Source organism: Primorskyibacter flagellatus (genome assembly GCF_048268605.1).
Classification (GTDB): Bacteria; Pseudomonadota; Alphaproteobacteria; order Rhodobacterales; family Rhodobacteraceae; genus Primorskyibacter; species Primorskyibacter flagellatus.
Genome location: NZ_JBLWVF010000001.1, coordinates 358,168 through 373,642, shown reverse-complemented (window position 1 = coordinate 373,642; position 15,475 = coordinate 358,168). Strand labels below are relative to the sequence as shown.

Annotated in this window: 18 protein-coding genes; 10 read left to right on the top strand and 8 right to left on the bottom strand. The window is 59.5% G+C overall.

The window, feature by feature from the left end; all coding sequences use genetic code 11:
- Window positions 1–20 precede the first annotated feature (20 nt).
- Window positions 21–344 carry a HesB/IscA family protein gene (locus tag ACN0WV_RS01800; protein ID WP_084350279.1) on the top strand — a complete coding sequence of 108 codons (324 nt, stop codon included), beginning with the start codon at window positions 21–23 and terminating at the stop codon, window positions 342–344.
- On the opposite strand, the gene ACN0WV_RS01795 is transcribed toward ACN0WV_RS01800, so the two are convergent.
- From ACN0WV_RS01795 to ACN0WV_RS01785, 3 genes are read right to left on the bottom strand one after another with little or no spacing between them, the layout of a single operon-like run.
- Window positions 312–1,232, bottom strand: a complete 921-nt coding sequence (locus tag ACN0WV_RS01795; RefSeq protein ID WP_417603338.1) for a DMT family transporter — start codon at window positions 1,230–1,232, stop codon at window positions 312–314. The two genes, ACN0WV_RS01800 and ACN0WV_RS01795, sit on opposite strands and share 33 nt — an antisense overlap.
- On the bottom strand, window positions 1,229–2,311 hold the full coding sequence (locus ACN0WV_RS01790; protein ID WP_084349838.1) for a DUF6902 family protein: 1,083 nt from the start codon (window positions 2,309–2,311) through the stop codon (window positions 1,229–1,231). The genes ACN0WV_RS01795 and ACN0WV_RS01790 overlap by 4 nt, the downstream gene beginning before the upstream one ends.
- Window positions 2,312–2,367: 56 nt before the next feature.
- A complete protein-coding gene (locus tag ACN0WV_RS01785) occupies window positions 2,368–3,024 on the bottom strand; it encodes a hypothetical protein (RefSeq protein ID WP_417603336.1) in 657 nt (218 codons plus the stop codon).
- Window positions 3,025–3,410: 386 nt separating this feature from the next.
- Between ACN0WV_RS01785 and xth the strand changes: the two genes are divergently transcribed.
- Window positions 3,411–4,190: an exodeoxyribonuclease III gene (xth, locus tag ACN0WV_RS01780; RefSeq protein ID WP_417603334.1), complete on the top strand. Its 780-nt coding sequence runs from the start codon at window positions 3,411–3,413 to the stop codon at window positions 4,188–4,190.
- Window positions 4,191–4,260: 70 nt separating this feature from the next.
- Here xth and ACN0WV_RS01775 read toward each other — a convergent pair whose 3' ends face one another.
- A complete protein-coding gene (locus ACN0WV_RS01775; RefSeq protein ID WP_417603332.1) occupies window positions 4,261–5,442 on the bottom strand; it encodes an FAD-dependent monooxygenase in 1,182 nt (393 codons plus the stop codon).
- Window positions 5,443–5,517: 75 nt separating this feature from the next.
- Window positions 5,518–5,940 carry an RNA polymerase-binding protein DksA gene (gene dksA / locus ACN0WV_RS01770; RefSeq protein WP_084349835.1) on the bottom strand — a complete coding sequence of 141 codons (423 nt, stop codon included), beginning with the start codon at window positions 5,938–5,940 and terminating at the stop codon, window positions 5,518–5,520.
- Between the two features lie 181 nt (window positions 5,941–6,121).
- Between dksA and ACN0WV_RS01765 the strand changes: the two genes are divergently transcribed.
- From ACN0WV_RS01765 to ACN0WV_RS01730, 8 genes are all read left to right on the top strand, one after another.
- Window positions 6,122–6,961, top strand: coding sequence for an AAA family ATPase (locus ACN0WV_RS01765; RefSeq protein WP_084349834.1), 840 nt, complete (start codon window positions 6,122–6,124; stop codon window positions 6,959–6,961).
- A gap of 119 nt (window positions 6,962–7,080) precedes the next feature.
- Window positions 7,081–7,974 carry an AEC family transporter gene (locus ACN0WV_RS01760; RefSeq protein ID WP_417603330.1) on the top strand — a complete coding sequence of 298 codons (894 nt, stop codon included), beginning with the start codon at window positions 7,081–7,083 and terminating at the stop codon, window positions 7,972–7,974.
- 247 nt (window positions 7,975–8,221) lie between these two features.
- On the top strand, window positions 8,222–8,677 hold the full coding sequence (locus tag ACN0WV_RS01755; RefSeq protein ID WP_417603328.1) for a GNAT family N-acetyltransferase: 456 nt from the start codon (window positions 8,222–8,224) through the stop codon (window positions 8,675–8,677).
- Complete coding sequence (locus tag ACN0WV_RS01750) at window positions 8,677–10,044, top strand: DUF2927 domain-containing protein (protein ID WP_417603326.1); 1,368 nt, start codon at window positions 8,677–8,679, stop codon at window positions 10,042–10,044. The genes ACN0WV_RS01755 and ACN0WV_RS01750 overlap by 1 nt, the downstream gene beginning before the upstream one ends.
- Window positions 10,041–10,208: an apolipoprotein acyltransferase gene (locus ACN0WV_RS01745; RefSeq protein WP_417603324.1), complete on the top strand. Its 168-nt coding sequence runs from the start codon at window positions 10,041–10,043 to the stop codon at window positions 10,206–10,208. The genes ACN0WV_RS01750 and ACN0WV_RS01745 overlap by 4 nt, the downstream gene beginning before the upstream one ends.
- A gap of 6 nt (window positions 10,209–10,214) precedes the next feature.
- On the top strand, window positions 10,215–11,399 hold the full coding sequence (locus tag ACN0WV_RS01740; protein WP_417603322.1) for a vWA domain-containing protein: 1,185 nt from the start codon (window positions 10,215–10,217) through the stop codon (window positions 11,397–11,399).
- A gap of 87 nt (window positions 11,400–11,486) precedes the next feature.
- Window positions 11,487–11,915: an OsmC family protein gene (locus ACN0WV_RS01735; RefSeq protein WP_417603320.1), complete on the top strand. Its 429-nt coding sequence runs from the start codon at window positions 11,487–11,489 to the stop codon at window positions 11,913–11,915.
- A 62-nt stretch (window positions 11,916–11,977) separates the two neighbouring features.
- Window positions 11,978–12,661 (top strand): M48 family metalloprotease, encoded by a 684-nt coding sequence (locus ACN0WV_RS01730; protein ID WP_084349828.1) that lies wholly within the window; start codon window positions 11,978–11,980, stop codon window positions 12,659–12,661.
- Window positions 12,662–12,834: 173 nt separating this feature from the next.
- Here the strand turns inward: ACN0WV_RS01730 and ACN0WV_RS01725 are convergent, their stop codons facing one another.
- The 3 genes from ACN0WV_RS01725 to ACN0WV_RS01715 form a co-directional block, all read right to left on the bottom strand.
- Entirely contained in the window at window positions 12,835–13,377 is a 543-nt protein-coding gene (locus tag ACN0WV_RS01725; RefSeq protein WP_417603318.1) for an RSP_2648 family PIN domain-containing protein, read from the bottom strand.
- A complete protein-coding gene (locus ACN0WV_RS01720) occupies window positions 13,374–14,570 on the bottom strand; it encodes an RSP_2647 family RNA methyltransferase (protein ID WP_417603316.1) in 1,197 nt (398 codons plus the stop codon). The genes ACN0WV_RS01725 and ACN0WV_RS01720 overlap by 4 nt, the downstream gene beginning before the upstream one ends.
- 167 nt (window positions 14,571–14,737) lie before the next feature.
- Window positions 14,738–14,986 carry a hypothetical protein gene (locus ACN0WV_RS01715; protein WP_143514454.1) on the bottom strand — a complete coding sequence of 83 codons (249 nt, stop codon included), beginning with the start codon at window positions 14,984–14,986 and terminating at the stop codon, window positions 14,738–14,740.
- Window positions 14,987–15,475 lie beyond the last annotated feature (489 nt).

Here is a 15,475-nt window from a genome sequence, read left to right as displayed (position 1 = left end):
ATGGAAACGCCGAGGATATGATGCAACTGCCCCCAAAGGTTACGGAACGCGCGTTTGAGCGCCTGTCGGAAATTGGTGCCGCCGGTCAGGGTCAGGCCCTGCGCGTTGCCGTTGAAGGCGGCGGCTGTTCGGGCTTTCAGTATGAGATCAAGCTGGACGCCCCCGCCGACGACGATCTGGTGCTCGAAGGCAATGGTGAACGGGTGGTGGTGGATTCAGTGTCGCTACCGTTCCTGTCCAACGCCGTGATAGATTTCACCGAAGAGCTGATCGGCGCCCGGTTCGTGATTGAAAATCCGAACGCCAGCAGTTCATGCGGATGCGGGACGAGCTTTTCCATGTGAGGTTGCAGGTGTCTTCGCTGCCGTCCCGATCTGGTCGTAAAGCAGCCAGACGCCCGACGCGATGACGATTCCGACCCCGAGCAACGTGCCGACGCTTGGCACCTCGCCGAAAAACAGCGCACCGATGGCGACCATCCAGACAAATTGCAGATTCATCAGCGGGGTTGCCACATAAGCCGGCAGCAGGCGAAGTGCGACCACCACGACCCAGCGCGCGGCGAACAGGAACACCGCATAGGCTACCGCCCAACCCAGATCCGCCAGTCCCATCGGTGCGATGACAAATGGCAGCGCCAGAGACATGGCCGCAAAGATCGCCAGATTTGGGTAGAAAACCTGCGCCAGCGCGTTGGTTTCAAACCGCCCGATATAGCGCGCGGCCACCATTGATCCGGTTCCCGACACGGCCGCAGTCAGCGCCCAAATGTGGCCGGTGCTTACGCCGTGAATGCCACCCGGCATCAGGCATAGCATGCCGATGACGCCTGCGACGAGCGCTGCCCAGACCTGCGGTCGCACCGGTTCGCCCAGAACCGGGCCGCTCAGCAGCCCGGCAATGATCGGCATCAGGCCGATAAACAGGAATACATCCGCGAATGGCAGATCCCGGAACGCGTTGAAAAACGCGATACAAGCAAGCACGGTCAAGCCAGAGCGGATCGCCATGGCGCGCGGCGCGGATGTCCGCAGCCCTTCGCGCAAACGGCCCCGCCCGGAGGTCAGCCGGGTGAAGCCGATGGACAGCGCCATCACGATCGCCGAGGACAGGACAAACAGTTGCGGCGCGGCATAGCTGCCCGCGATCAGCTTGGTGATCCCGTCCGCCGATGAGATCATCAGCGTATAGAGTGCAACAAGCCCGGCCCCAACTGCGACCCCGCCTTTCATAGCGCAGGTCCGGCGCTCGCGGTTCCTGCGCGGGCAAAGCCCTCGAAGAATCCCGCAAATTGATCCGACGACGTTTCGGCTGCCTCCAACACGAAACGCGCATCCTCGGACAGTGTGTCATTGACGAGATCGCGCATCACATGCCAATCGCCCGAGCGTTGATCGTCCAGTTGGTACATGCATTCCGAAAGCTCGCGCAAGGGTCCGGCGCGGTGCGTGCCACGGTCAAATCGCATACGCCCATGCTCTAGGGGTTTGTTGAAGGCGCGTCCCCCCACGATGGCCTGATGCCAGTTACAGACAAGGAATTCGTGGTAATCGTCCGCGATGGACACATCCTCGGCAGCGGTCACCCCATAAAGATTGGTCTCGCGGTCGAGCCAGGCTTCCCAAACGCTGGGTGGCGTCTGACCGGCAAAGCGCATCGCCACGCAGACCTCTGCCAAAAGGTCGGCATTCTGGTCGATGAAGGCCAGCAGCCCGGCATAGTGCAGGCTGGTCAGCGTTTCGGGTGCCAGTTCAGGATCGCGGCGGCCATATTCGCTGAGGTAGAAGATGATATGTGTCAGCTCGTACGCGGCTTTCTTGTTTGGCAACGCGAAGGTCGCGGCACGTTCCGTGAAGGCGCGTGTCCGATCCTCCAGCGTGGTATCTTGCGGCAGCGGATCGACGCCGCGGCGCATCATCAACCGGCGGGCCTCCAGACGTTGCAGATCTGACAGTTCAGCCTGCGCCAGCCCTTGATCATCGGCCCATTTCACCAGTTGTGCGGCCTTGTCGCCCTTCATTCCCAACGCTTCCAGGTCGAGCGTGATTGACAGAAGAAAGCGATAATACTGCGGAAAGAACCCAAGGCGTTTTTCAACAGTTCCGTAGAAATTTTCATGCGCCTCGAACGCGCCATTTCCGACTTCCGCACCAGAAGTTTCCAAAATGTTAAGAATTTCCGCGTTCTCCTTCAGCCAGAACACGTCATCGCCAAAACGACGGTGCTCGGCGAAGCAGGCCAGGAGCGCGGCATTCCGCGCCTCCTGAGGCTGAAACTGGGACGAAGCGCGCAGATGAACAACATTGGACATGGTTTATTTCCTTTGTCTATGCGCCCACTGGCGCTTCGTCCCGGTTTGGGCTTGGCTTACGAACCCGAGGTGAAGAGCGCGGTGGCTTCGCCGTCCGTGATGCGGGCGTCGGCCACAGGGGCGGAACCCGAGGTGAACATCTCGACCGCGTCGCCGGTTGTCGCGTCGCTGGTCACCGGAGCGGAACCCGAAGTGAACATCTCGACCGCGTCGCCGGTTGTCGCGTCGCTGGTCACCGGAGCGGAGCCCGAGGTGAACATCTCGACCGCGTCGCCGGTTGTCGCATCGCTGGTCACCGGCGCGGAACCCGAGGTGAACATCTCGACCGCGTCGCCGGTTGTCGCGTCGCTGGTCACCGGGGCGGAACCCGAAGTGAACATCTCGACCGCGTCGCCGGTTGTCGCGTCGCTGGTCACAGGGGCGGAACCCGAAGTGAACATCTCGACCGCGTCGCCGATCAGGGCTGCCGAGGACGTTGCGGGTGCAGAACCGGATGTGAAAAGACCAGTCGCTTCACCGGCGAATGCTTCGGATGTGACGGGTGCGGAGCCCGAGGTGAACAAGTCAGCGGCATCACCCAAAAACGCATCGGCACCCGCTGGGGCAGAGCCGGAAGTGAACAGCGCAGTGGCATCTCCATCGTGGATGCTTGCTTCGAATGTATCTTTTGTTTCAAAGGCTTCAGCGATTTTGAAGTTTGTTGAGGCAGTCATTTTGGTCTCTCCGTTTGAGCAGAATTTGCCCCTTAACGCTTGCACGGAAAAATTGAACTTCATAGCCCCTTTTCTTTCTATGCTTGCATATCCACAGACTTATCCACATTAACTCTGATAGGTAGAAATCTGATACAAATCCGGAAAACTGTGGTCCTGACTGTCCCAAATTTTTTTCTGTCTGACTGAGAAATTCGTGATTTTGAGCCTTCATTTGGCCGAATCGTATCGCGAATCGGTCAGCATCAGGAACGGATTCTCGGCACCTGACCCATTTGCGTCGCAGGCCGACTCCAACTGGCGTCAGTCCTGACGCCAGATCGCAACACGCCTTGCGTGCCATGCGCAGGTGCGGGATAGAGGGGTAATTCGCGGAAGGTCACGCCATGAAAATTGCCACATTCAACATCAACGGCGTCAAGGCGCGCATGACGGCCTTGACCGATTGGTTAAGTGACGCCCGGCCTGACGTCGCGCTGCTGCAAGAGATCAAATCCGTGGACGAGGGCTTTCCCCGCGAACCTCTGGAAGATCTCGGTTATCAGGTGGAAACGCATGGGCAAAAAGGCTTCAACGGCGTCGCCATTCTGTCGAAACTCCCGCTCGAAGATATCAGCCGCGGGCTGCCCGGCGATGACGATGACGAACAGGCCCGCTGGATCGAAGCGACGGTGATCGGCAAGACTGCGGTCAGGCTTTGCGGGCTTTACCTGCCCAACGGAAACCCCGCGCCCGGCCCCAAATATGACTATAAACTCAATTGGATGAAGCGCCTGCAAACCCGCGCACAGGCGCTTCTGGATGCAGAGATGCCGGCCCTCATGGCTGGGGATTACAACGTCATCCCACAAGCCGAGGACGCGGCCCGCCCCGCAGCCTGGGAAGAAGACGCCCTCTTCTTGCCACAGACCCAAGACGCCTTTCGCCGCATCCTGAACCTCGGCTTCACCGAGGCATTCCGCGCCACGACACAGGGACCGGGCCATTACAGTTTCTGGGATTATCAGGCCGGCGCATGGAACAAAAATAACGGCATCCGCATCGACCATTTCCTGCTGACACCTGGCTGCGCCGACCTGATGACGGGCTGCTGGATCGAGAAAGACCTGCGCGGCCGCGAAAAACCATCAGATCACGTCCCCGTCTGGATTGAACTCGACAATTAAGTCGGGGCAAACCGGCACGTCCGGGTGCCAATCACGCATTCAGTGCGCGCGGAACGCGCACTCCGCTGGATCAGACCCGACCATCTTTTGTGACATCGTGACGATAGATCCAGTCAAAACGGCGCAACATGAAATCAGGCTTCAGCCGTCCTACGGCGCGCAATCCGATATGCGCAGCAATGCGCACAGGTCCGGGTTTCAGATGGTAATTCCGCGCATTGGCACTGGCTGCGCCGACAACCCGTTTGACCCTCGGCAATCGGCGCGCCTGGTAACTGGCAAGACGATCTGCCAGCGTGCCCGGTGCGTCCAGCGCATCTGCCAGAACCCACGCATCTTCCAGCGCCATATTGGCCCCCTGTGCCAGGAAAGGTAGCGTCGGATGCGCTGCGTCCCCCAATAGTACGACACCCTCTTGTGCCCACACCGCGGCCACCGGGTGGCGGAACAGGCCCCACAGGATCGGCTTCTGGACCTGCGCCAATATCTGATGAACCTCCCCGTCGAACCCGGCAAAAGCACGTTTCAGATTGATCGGATCGTCCGGATGATTCCAGCCTTCCGCAGCCCATTCGCGCCGTTCCTGAACGGCCACGACGTTCAGCGCCCGCCCATCCCGCAGCGGATAGGTGACGACATGGCGTCCCGGCCCCATGTGGACACGCGCATGTGGCGGATGGCAGATCGTATTGTCGATCACAGCGCGCCACGCTACCTGTCCGGTGAAGAATGGTGCCGAAACTCCATTCAGCACTGGACGTAAAACGGAATTGATTCCATCCGCACCAACGGCGAGATCACATACGAAATCGCTGCCGTCGGCGAAGGCCAGACCCGTTCCAGCCGCCCCAATCACACCAGTCACACGTTGGCTTGTGCGCAATATGACCCCAGCATTTTCTGCCGCCTCGGCCAGCACCGAGATCAGATCGGCCCGATGCACGAACCAATAGCTTTCATCTTCAGGCAAAGCCTTAAGATCGATCCGGAGCACTTCGTTACTTCTACGAAAATCACGCAATGATATGGCACGCGCTTGCATGGATCTGTCTGTCAGCGCATGCGCCACACCAAGCGCTTCCAAAACGCGCATCCCATTGGGAGAGACCTGCAACCCAGCACCGACCTCACTTAGCGTCTCGGCTTGCTCAAACACGCAAACCTCGGCTCCTTTCGCACGCAAGGCGAGGGCCGCAGCAAGCCCGCCGATGCCACCCCCAACAATTGCGATTTTGCTGCCCTGAATCGTCATGCGCCCAGCTTTCAATGAAAAAACGCCGGAGCAACAGCCCCGGCGCTTTCCAAACTACAAAATCACACCCCGGCCTCAGTCGTCGCGGTGAACTTTCTCACGCCGTTCGTGACGCTCTTGTGCTTCCAGACTCATCGTCGCAATCGGACGTGCGTCCAGCCGTTTCAGGCTGATCGGCTCGCCGGTCACTTCACAATACCCGAACTCGCCCTCGTCGATGCGGCGCAACGCCGAGTCAATCTTGGCAACCAGCTTGCGCTGACGATCCCGCGTGCGAAGCTCCAACGCGCGGTCGGTTTCTTCACTGGCGCGATCGGCCACATCGGGAATGTTTCGCGTACCGTCCTGCAAACCTTCGATCGTGTCCCGGGTATCAGCGAGAAGATCATTTTTCCAGCCAAGTAATTTCACACGAAAATACTCAAGCTGGCGTTCGTTCATGAATGGTTCATCTTCGGCCGGCTGATAATTGTCGGGAAGAAAGGATTCCACTTTCATCTTCGCTCCCTCATGCAGGCCATTATCTGAGTAGTTAACATTTTCAGACATCTGGCACCCCTCTGCGCGCAGCACTTACCGCAACCCCCAATGCTTGTCACTACACAATAGCATCGCGTTGCGGTGAAATTATGACCGCGATAGGGTGCCGACCAAACGCAGGTCCAACAGGCGGGAACACATGAAATTCGAAGGCACACGCGACTATGTCGCAACCGATGATCTGACCATGGCGGTGAACGCCGCGGTTACCCTTGAGCGTCCCCTTCTGGTCAAAGGAGAACCCGGAACCGGCAAGACGGAACTGGCCCGGCAAGTGGCGGATGCGCTTGGTTTGGAAATCATCGAATGGAACATAAAATCGACCACCAAGGCACAGCAGGGGCTGTACGAATATGATGCCGTCAGCCGGTTGCGCGACAGCCAGCTGGGCGAAGAGCGCGTGCATGACGTGGCCAACTACATCCGCAAGGGCAAGCTGTGGCAGGCGTTCGAGACCGACAGAAAAGTCGTGCTGCTGATCGACGAGGTCGACAAGGCCGATATCGAGTTTCCCAACGACCTTCTGCAAGAGCTCGACCGGATGGAATTCCACGTCTACGAGACCGGAGAGACCATTCGCGCGCGCCACCGCCCGATCGTGATCATCACTTCGAACAACGAGAAAGAGCTTCCCGACGCCTTCCTGCGGCGCTGCTTTTTTCACTATATCCGCTTTCCCGACCCCGAAACGCTGCGCAAGATCGTCGAGGTTCACCATCCCGCGATCAAGGACGCGCTTCTGACCACGGCATTGACGCAATTCTACGAGCTGCGCGATCAACCGGGGCTGAAGAAGAAGCCGTCAACATCCGAGGTGCTTGACTGGCTCAAACTGCTGCTGGCCGAAGATCTTGGGCCCGAAGACCTCAAGCGTGACGGCACCAACGCCCTTCCCAGATTGCACGGAGCACTCTTGAAGAACGAACAGGATGTGCATCTGTTCGAACGTCTTGCCTTCATGGCGCGCGGTCAAAGATGAACCTGTTAATCCCGGCCACTTCGTTTTCCTTCAGCGCGCCGCGAAGAATACTCGGCGTGGCTGGAGGGCGGGCCGCTGCCGCAGGCAGCCGGGGCGTCCGGTTGCCCGCCGAGGCATAGGTGCTCCACGTCCTCACCCACAACATCCTGCCGGTCTTCTCGATGCTGGCATTGGGTTTCCTTCTCGGACGCACGGGCCGGATCAGTTTTGAAGAGGCCCGCACCCTCAACCGGGTCGCCTTTCTTGTGCTGCAACCCGCGCTGATCTTTCCGTTGATCGCGAGCGTGGATTTTCACCAGTTCGATTTCGTTGCCCTAGCCGGCTACGCATTGTGTCAGGCAATCGCGTTCACGCTGGCCTATCTGGTCGCCCGACGCCTCTTCGGCCGCGAGCATCTGGAATCCTGGCTGCTGGCGATGTGTGTCGTCTTCGTGAACACGTTGCTCTATATCTGGCCGATCTCTTTTCTGATCTACGGCGAGGCCGCAGCTTTGCCGATCACCGCCATCGTCGCCTGGGATTCCGCTTTTTCCTTTGCGTTCTTCATCATCACCACGGACGTCATGGCCGGTCGGTCCGAAGGCGCACTGCGTCGCGTCGCAGGCAACCCGGTCCTCATCGCCATTCTGCTCGGGGCCATCGTCAACCTGGTTGCCCTGTCCTTGCCAGAGCCCCTTTTGACGGCCGCGCGCTTCGCAGGTGCTGGCGCGGCACCGCTCACCTTGCTGGCTTTGGGTGTAATTCTGTCCCGGCACGCGTTGATGCCTTCGCCGGTGATCCTCGGCATAAGCGGGCTGAAGCTGCTGGGGTTTCCGCTGCTGGTCTGGCTGGCGCTAACACTCGGGCAGGCTGACACCGCGTGGCAACCACTTCTTGTACTGACGGCCGCTGGTCCATCTGGGGCAATGGCCTTTTCCTTGGCCATGCTGCACGGCATCCGCACCGATATCATTGCGCCGGTGGTGATCTGGACAAGTATCCTGTCACTGATCTCCTTGTCATGGCTTGCATGAGGTTCTGGCTGGCATAAGGCCCCGGATCAGGTCCGGGGCGCGTGACGCTTCGCCGACCGCCATCAAAGCCATTGCAAAACGTCATGTCTGTGGCAGATGACACAAAAACGACCTTTGCCGACAAAATTCCGCTCATCCCGTTCCGTCATCATATGCAAGTTTGAAAAACTCGTTCTATACTGCCTGCAACATTGGGCAGACAAAACCACGGATGATCCAATACATCCGGACGAGCAGGCAGGCAGACATGACCCAACACAAGCAGGTATCGGTGCGCGCACTGCGCATCTCGGACGAATCTGAATGGCGGCGCCTTTGGACCGGCTATCTTGAATATTACGAGGCAGAGGTGCCCGAAGAAGTCTATGCCAGCAGTTTCGCCCGCCTTCTGGGCGATGATCCGCAAAACTTCAGCGGGATGATTGCTGTTGTTGACGGCACGCCGGTGGGGCTTATGCACTACCTATTTCATCGCCACGGCTGGAAAGTCGAAAATGTCTGCTATCTGCAGGATCTTTACACAGATCCGTCTGTGCGGGGCACTGGAATTGGCCGCGCATTGATTGAAGCCGTCTATGCGAAAGCGGACGCCGCGGGCGCGCCCTCTGTCTATTGGCTGACGCAGGATTTCAACCACACGGCCCGAAAACTATACGACAAGGTCGGACGGCAGACTCCCTTCATCAAGTATCAGCGTCCGTAATGCGCCGTGCTCTCCTGCCGGTGCTGATCGTCCTGTCAGGCTGCGTCCCTTTGCCCGGCGACATGCCTGCAAATGCGGCGGTACAAAGTGTTGCATTTCCGTCAATGACCCATTTCATCACAAAGCCCCGGATGCTGCCCCCGCTGTCCAATGCGGATGTCGCGCGGGATTTCCTGGATCTGAGCTTTCAGCTTGAATCGGGCCGCGCGTTGCCGGTGCTGACCCGGTTCGAAGGCCCGATCCGTGTTCGTATCACCGGCGCACCGTCGGCCTCTCTGGGCGGCGATCTGGGTCGTCTCCTGTACCGGTTGCGCAGCGAGGCCGGGCTGGATATTTCAACCACCAACCGGTCGTCGGCAGAAATCACCATTCATGCCGTGCCGCGGAACGACATCCAACGTGTCTTGCCGACAGCGGCGTGTTTCGTTGCGCCGAACGTGACGTCATTGGCCCAGTACCGCCGCATGAAGCACAGCACCAGGATCAACTGGAGCCGAATGAAACGCCGTGATCGCCTTGCGATTTTCGTGCCCAACGATGTCAGCCCGCAAGAAATCCGCGACTGCCTGCATGAAGAGCTGGCGCAGGCGATCGGGCCGTTGAATGACCTTTATCGCCTGCCGGATTCGGTGTTCAACGATGACAATGTCCACACCGTCCTGACAGCGCATGACATGCTGATCCTGCGGACCTATTACCACACCTCCCTTCACAGCGGCATGACCCGTGAAGAGGTCGCGGCGAAGCTGCCGGGCATTCTTGCCCAGCTCAATCCCCAAGGGGAAACCCGCGCGCCCCGGCACCTGCCAGCCACTCCGCGCAACTGGATCTCGGCTATCGAGACCGCCCTTGGTCCCGGCGCCTCCCCGAACGAACGTCGGGACGCGGGCGCAGAGGCCGTTACGATCGCCAGCGACCTGCACTGGACCGACCACCGCCGCGCCTTTTCGCATTTCGCAATGGGGCGCCTGTTGCTGGATATTGATACGGATGACGCTCTGGAGCATTTCAAACTCGCGGATCGCTACTACGCCCGAACCCCGCAAACCGCACTGCACCGCGCTTATGTCGCCGCACAGCTTGCGGCCCGCGCAATCAGCCAAGCCGATGGAAAGCGTGCTCTGGCGCTGCTCTCGCCGCATTTCGACACGGCTGCCCGCCACGAGAATGCGGCGCTTTTGGCCACCCTGATCTTGCTGCGTGTCGAAGCGCTGGACCTTCAGGGCCGCACCGCCGAGGCACAGGCGGAGCGGCTGGACAGTCTGGGCTGGGCGCGATACGGGTTCGGGGAAGATTGGGCAGTGCGCGCGAAGATGTACGAGATCAGCGCGCTCAACCCGCTGAAGAATAACACGGGCGGATCATGATCTACATCATCTTTGGCATCATCGGCGCGGTCATTGGCGGGCTGATTGCAAAACGGCGCAAGGGCGCGGCTGCGGATATTGCGCTATATGCCGCCGTCTACTTCATCGCTTTTTCGCTTGTCGGCTTGATTCTGACGCTACTGCTCGACCGTTTTATCGTATAGCGCACCATGTTCGTTCCGTTCTTCGAAAAGCTGCGGGACGCGGGCGTACCGGTCTCCCTGCGTGAATATCTCACCTTTCTGGAGGCGATGAAAGCGGGCCTTGCGACCTATGATGTCGAGGGTTTCTACTATCTCGCCCGCAGCGCGATGGTGAAAGATGAACGCAACATCGACAAGTTCGACCGCGCTTTTGCCGCCGCCTTCAAGGGGCTGGAAAACATCACCCTCGATCAGGTTCTGGAAGCGGTGGACCTGCCCGCCGACTGGTTGGAAAAACGCGCCGAGAAACACCTGACGCCCGAGGAACGCGCTGAAATCGAGGCGCTTGGCGGGTTCGACAAGCTGATGGAAACCCTGCGTGAGCGCCTGAAAGAGCAGCAGGGCCGACATCAGGGCGGCAACAAGTGGATCGGGACCGGCGGTACCTCGCCCTTTGGGGCACATGGCTATAACCCCGAAGGCGTGCGCATCGGCCAAGACAAATCCCGCCACCAGCGCGCGGTCAAGGTCTGGGACAAACGCGAATTTCGCAATCTCGACGATTCAATCGAATTGGGCACACGCAACATCAAGGTCGCCCTGAAACGTCTGCGCCGGTGGGCACGCGATGGCGCGGCGGACGAGCTTGACCTTGATGGCACGATCCGGTCGACCGCCGAGCATGGCTATCTGGACGTGCAGACCCGCCCGGAACGTCGCAATGCCGTCAAGGTTTTGCTGTTTCTTGATGTAGGCGGCAGCATGGACGCGCATATCCGCGTCGTCGAAGAGCTGTTCAGCGCAGCGCGGGCCGAATTCAAGCATATGGAATATTTCTACTTCCATAACTGCCTCTATGAGGGCGTCTGGCGCGACAATCGCCGTCGCTGGAACGCTCAGACCCCAACGCAGGACGTGCTGCGCACCTACGGGTCGGACTACAAATGCATCTTTGTCGGGGATGCCTCGATGTCCCCGTACGAGATCGCCTATCCCGGCGGTGCCAACGAACACTGGAACGCCGAATCCGGTCAGACCTGGCTGACGCGCGCGCGCGAACAATGGCCTTCCAACCTCTGGCTCAACCCGGTGCCGCAAAGACAGTGGGATTACACGCATTCCATCGCGATGATCCGCGAAATATTCGAGGACAACATGGTGCCGATGACGCTTGAAGGGCTGGAACGCGGGATGCGCAGCCTGACGCGCTGAACAATTCGGCCGCTCGCCGGAACGGTATCGCGCTTCCGGGCGTTGAACTTGCGACTGCAAGCGATTTACCAAAAAAGGAGTGTACTGATGATTACCAAAAAAGGATCCGCCAAATGGTCCGGAGATCTGAAAAGCGGCAAGGGTCACGTCTCGACTGAATCCGGCGCGCTTGACGATCAGCCTTACGGTTTCAACACCCGGTTCGACGGCCAGCCCGGCACCAACCCCGAAGAGCTTATCGGGGCAGCACATGCCAGCTGTTTCTCGATGGCGCTGTCACTTGTTCTCGCAGATCACGGTGCCACAGCCGACGAGATCAACACCACCGCCACAGTCTCGCTCGACAAGGACGGCGATGGTTTTGCGGTCAAGAAAGTACATCTGGATATGACGGCCAAGATCCCCGATATGGACGAGGACGCCTTCAAAACGGCCGCCAACGCCGCAAAAGAAGGCTGCCCGATTTCCAAACTGTTCAAAGGCACCGAGATCACTCTGGATGCCAAACTGATCTAAAGAAGTCCCGCGCGCGCCATTTGACGCTTGCCGCAAGGGCGCGCGCGCCCCATATCAGGACTATGCTGAAGTTCACCCCGATCCTTCTTGCCTTGCTCTACGCGTTCGCGATGTACCATTTCTCGGCGTGGCGCACCCGCAAAGAGCTTGACGCAAGATCGACAGAATTGGCGGACTCGCGTCTCAAGTCGATAACGGACCGATTGGCAACCGCGCTCGATCTGAAGCGCATTCGTGTCCATATCTACGAGATCGACCCGGTGAACGGATTGGCCGCCCCTGACGGACGCATCTTCATCACCCGAGGTTTCTACCGGAAATACGAGTCCGGCGAGGTCACAGCAGAGGAGCTCGCCTCGGTCATCGCGCATGAATTGGGACATGTTGCCCTTGGTCACACACGCCGCCGAATGATCGATTTTTCCGGTCAAAACGCGTTGCGCACCGCTCTTGCGTTGCTGCTCAGCCGTTTCTTGCCCGGTATCGGCGTGATGATCGCAAATGCGCTGACCAGCCTGCTTGCTGCACGCCTCAGCCGCGGCGACGAATACGAGGCAGACGCCTATGCCGCTGCCCTGTTGACCAAAACCGGCATCGGCACAGCCCCGCAAATCTCGCTTTTTGAAAAACTCGATGCCCTCACCGCTGCGCGTTCCGGCGCGGTCCCTGCCTGGCTGATGAGCCACCCGAAAACATCCGAACGCATCGCCGCCATCCAAAGCCTGTCGTCTCGCTGGCAAGGCTGAAAAGATACCCGACATTCGGTCTGCATCTTCTTCTTGGCAAAAATACTCCGGGGAGCGCGAGGGGCTGGCCCCTCGCTTCGGCCATTCATCAAGATCACCGCATCCGTCAACTTAGCAAACCGCGTCGCAAAGCCGCCGATCCCCCCGTCTCCGGAAACGAACCGTCGCTTCGGTCAAGCCGCCAACGCTTTACCCAAACGTGGTAAACGGGCTTTCTTGAACAAGCGACGCGTGTCCCAATGCTCCCCTGACAAACGGCACGCCTCGGCCAGCACGGCGTCAGCCACCTTGCAAACTGGCTCTGGTTCCGCCTCGAAACAGCCAAGCAGAAATCCGTCCGGATCGGCGCGGGACAGGCCCTCTTCGGCCAACAAGCCACAGGGAAAATCCTTGGCGTTCATCGTCAGGATCACATCGGCCGAACCTGCAATCGCGGCGGCAAGAACATGTATGTCATTTGGATCCGGCAACCATAACCGGCGCATCAGACCTTCAGGCACCTTCACCTCGGCTCGCGGCCAGGCCGCTTGCAAGAGCGCGATTTTGCCACGCGCCAACGCCTCGCCTTCGGGCCCCAGCTTCCGCGCGGCCAACGCCCATTCTTCCAGCAATCGCGCCGACCATTGCGGCTCGAATACGCCCTGTCCGGCAACGCCCAACACCATTTCCCGCATCACCGTCGGATACAGGACACAGGCGTCGATCAGTACCCTCACAGGCGGAAAACCAACGCCTTGAGATAGCCGCTTTCGATCAGCTGCGGCAGTTGCGGATGATCCGGTCCGGCAAAGCCGGTATGCAGCAAAACCGGCCGCCGTCCGGCGCGGCCAATACCGCGCAGGCAGGCACCGGTAAATTTCTCAAGATCAGCGGCGTGGGAGCACGAACACAGCACCAGATAGCCGCCCTCTACCACAAGCGCCGCCGACAGACGTGCAATGCGCTCATAGGCGCGCAGCCCTGCCTCCAATGTCGGCTTGCTTGGCGCAAATGCGGGTGGATCACAGATCACCACATCAAACCGTTCAGCCTCTGTCGCCAAGGCCGCAAGCGTCTCAAACGCGTCCCCACGCCGGGTTGCGAACCGGTCCGAAGCGCCCATTCGTTCCGCCCCTTCGGCAGCCAATGCCAATGCCGGGGCCGACGCGTCAACAGCCAATGCAGAGGCCGCACCGCCTGCCAGCCCTGCCAGAGCAAAGCCACCAACATGGCTGAACACATCAAGAACCCGTGCGTCGTGGCACAGGCGCGCGGCCATGGCGTGATTTGGACGTTGGTCATAGAAAAGCCCGGTCTTCTGCCCGCTGGTGAGGTCGGCCATATAAGTGGCTCCGTTCATCTCGACCGGAACCGCGGCGTCTGGCGCGGATCCGCGCAACACGGCATTGACATCGTCCAGCCGCTCCAGCTGTCTGCCGCGCCCACCAGAGCTTTTGAGAACGCAAGTGACACCGGTCACGCGCACCAAGGCTTCGGCCAGATCGTCCAGAAGCAGGTCCGCCCATGCGGCATTGGGCTGAATCACACAAGTATCGCCGAACCGGTCGATGATGACGCCCGGCAGGCCGTCCGCTTCTGCATGGACAAGGCGGTAGAACGGAGCATCGAACAACCGGATGCGCAAATCCAATGCGCGCTTCAGCCGTGCCACGAACCAGTCGACATCCGGCACCGGAGCATCGGCTGGCCCCAGAATCCGGGCGATGATTTTTGACGCGGGATTGACCGCGACCATCGCCAGAGGCGCGCGCTCGGCATCCTCCAGCACCGCGATGGTTCCTGGCGCAAGCGCCTTGGTCCGGCGGTCAAGCACCGTTTCATTGGCAAAAACCCAAGGCGCGCCGCGGCGGATCGCACGGACGTTGGCGTTGGGACGAAGGCGGATTACGGGCAATGTGGGCAATGTCATGCCCACCTCTTACGCGCGCCGGCGCGCGGGGGAAAGCCCAACCGGCACGCCGCGCTTTCCCGATTGCATAATGTGGATTTGCAACACAGCCTGAATGTAGCATCCGCCGACACAGGCATGCCAAATCCGATCACATGACCGCAATGACACGCCCATCTGCGGTGCAATCAGGAGTTTTGCTTGCGCGCAGCACCTTCGGCCTTGCAAACCTGATCTGCCAACTCGACAGACATAGTGCTGGGTCGATTGATCGAGCGATCCCAATCCAGCACCTCTTTTGTGTAAAGCTGGCAGGTAACCACACCTTGCTTTGTCTGCACCTGAACCGGTTCGGTTTCGAAATATTCAGGTGAAGTGCATCCCGCCAAAGCGATCGCGCCCACAAGCATCAGTCCGGACTTTGTTACTATTGTCATGTGTCTCTCACTCATTAGTTTACTCGAAATTTTGCCTAGCTGTTGGAAGGGACGATCGCTGCGGCCGCAATCCCCGCATCAAGATTGCGTTGTGCGTACGGGTTTTTTAGCTTGGATTCGCGACAATATTGACGTGCAAGCCGCGCTGCGGTGCGTCGGTCGCCACCGGTTCTGGTCTGGATTTGCGTGACAAACGCCCGTGTGCCGCGGTCCCACCAGACCAGGTTATCAATATATCTGACGCATGGGTGCGTCGCGGCTTGAACTGCGGCGGGTGCCGTGACCGCTGGCTCGACAACCGGGTCGGACAAGGCACCAGCGAAGGCAGGTGAAGCCACCAGAGCACAGGCAAAGACCCCGGCCTTGCAGCGCAATAGGCGTTTGGACAGTTTTACCGAGCTTAGAGTCATGGCAGTTTTCTCACAGTTGATGCGTGGCCGACATCGCGAAGACGTTATTAACCGACCGTCTGTCAATTAGGATTCCATG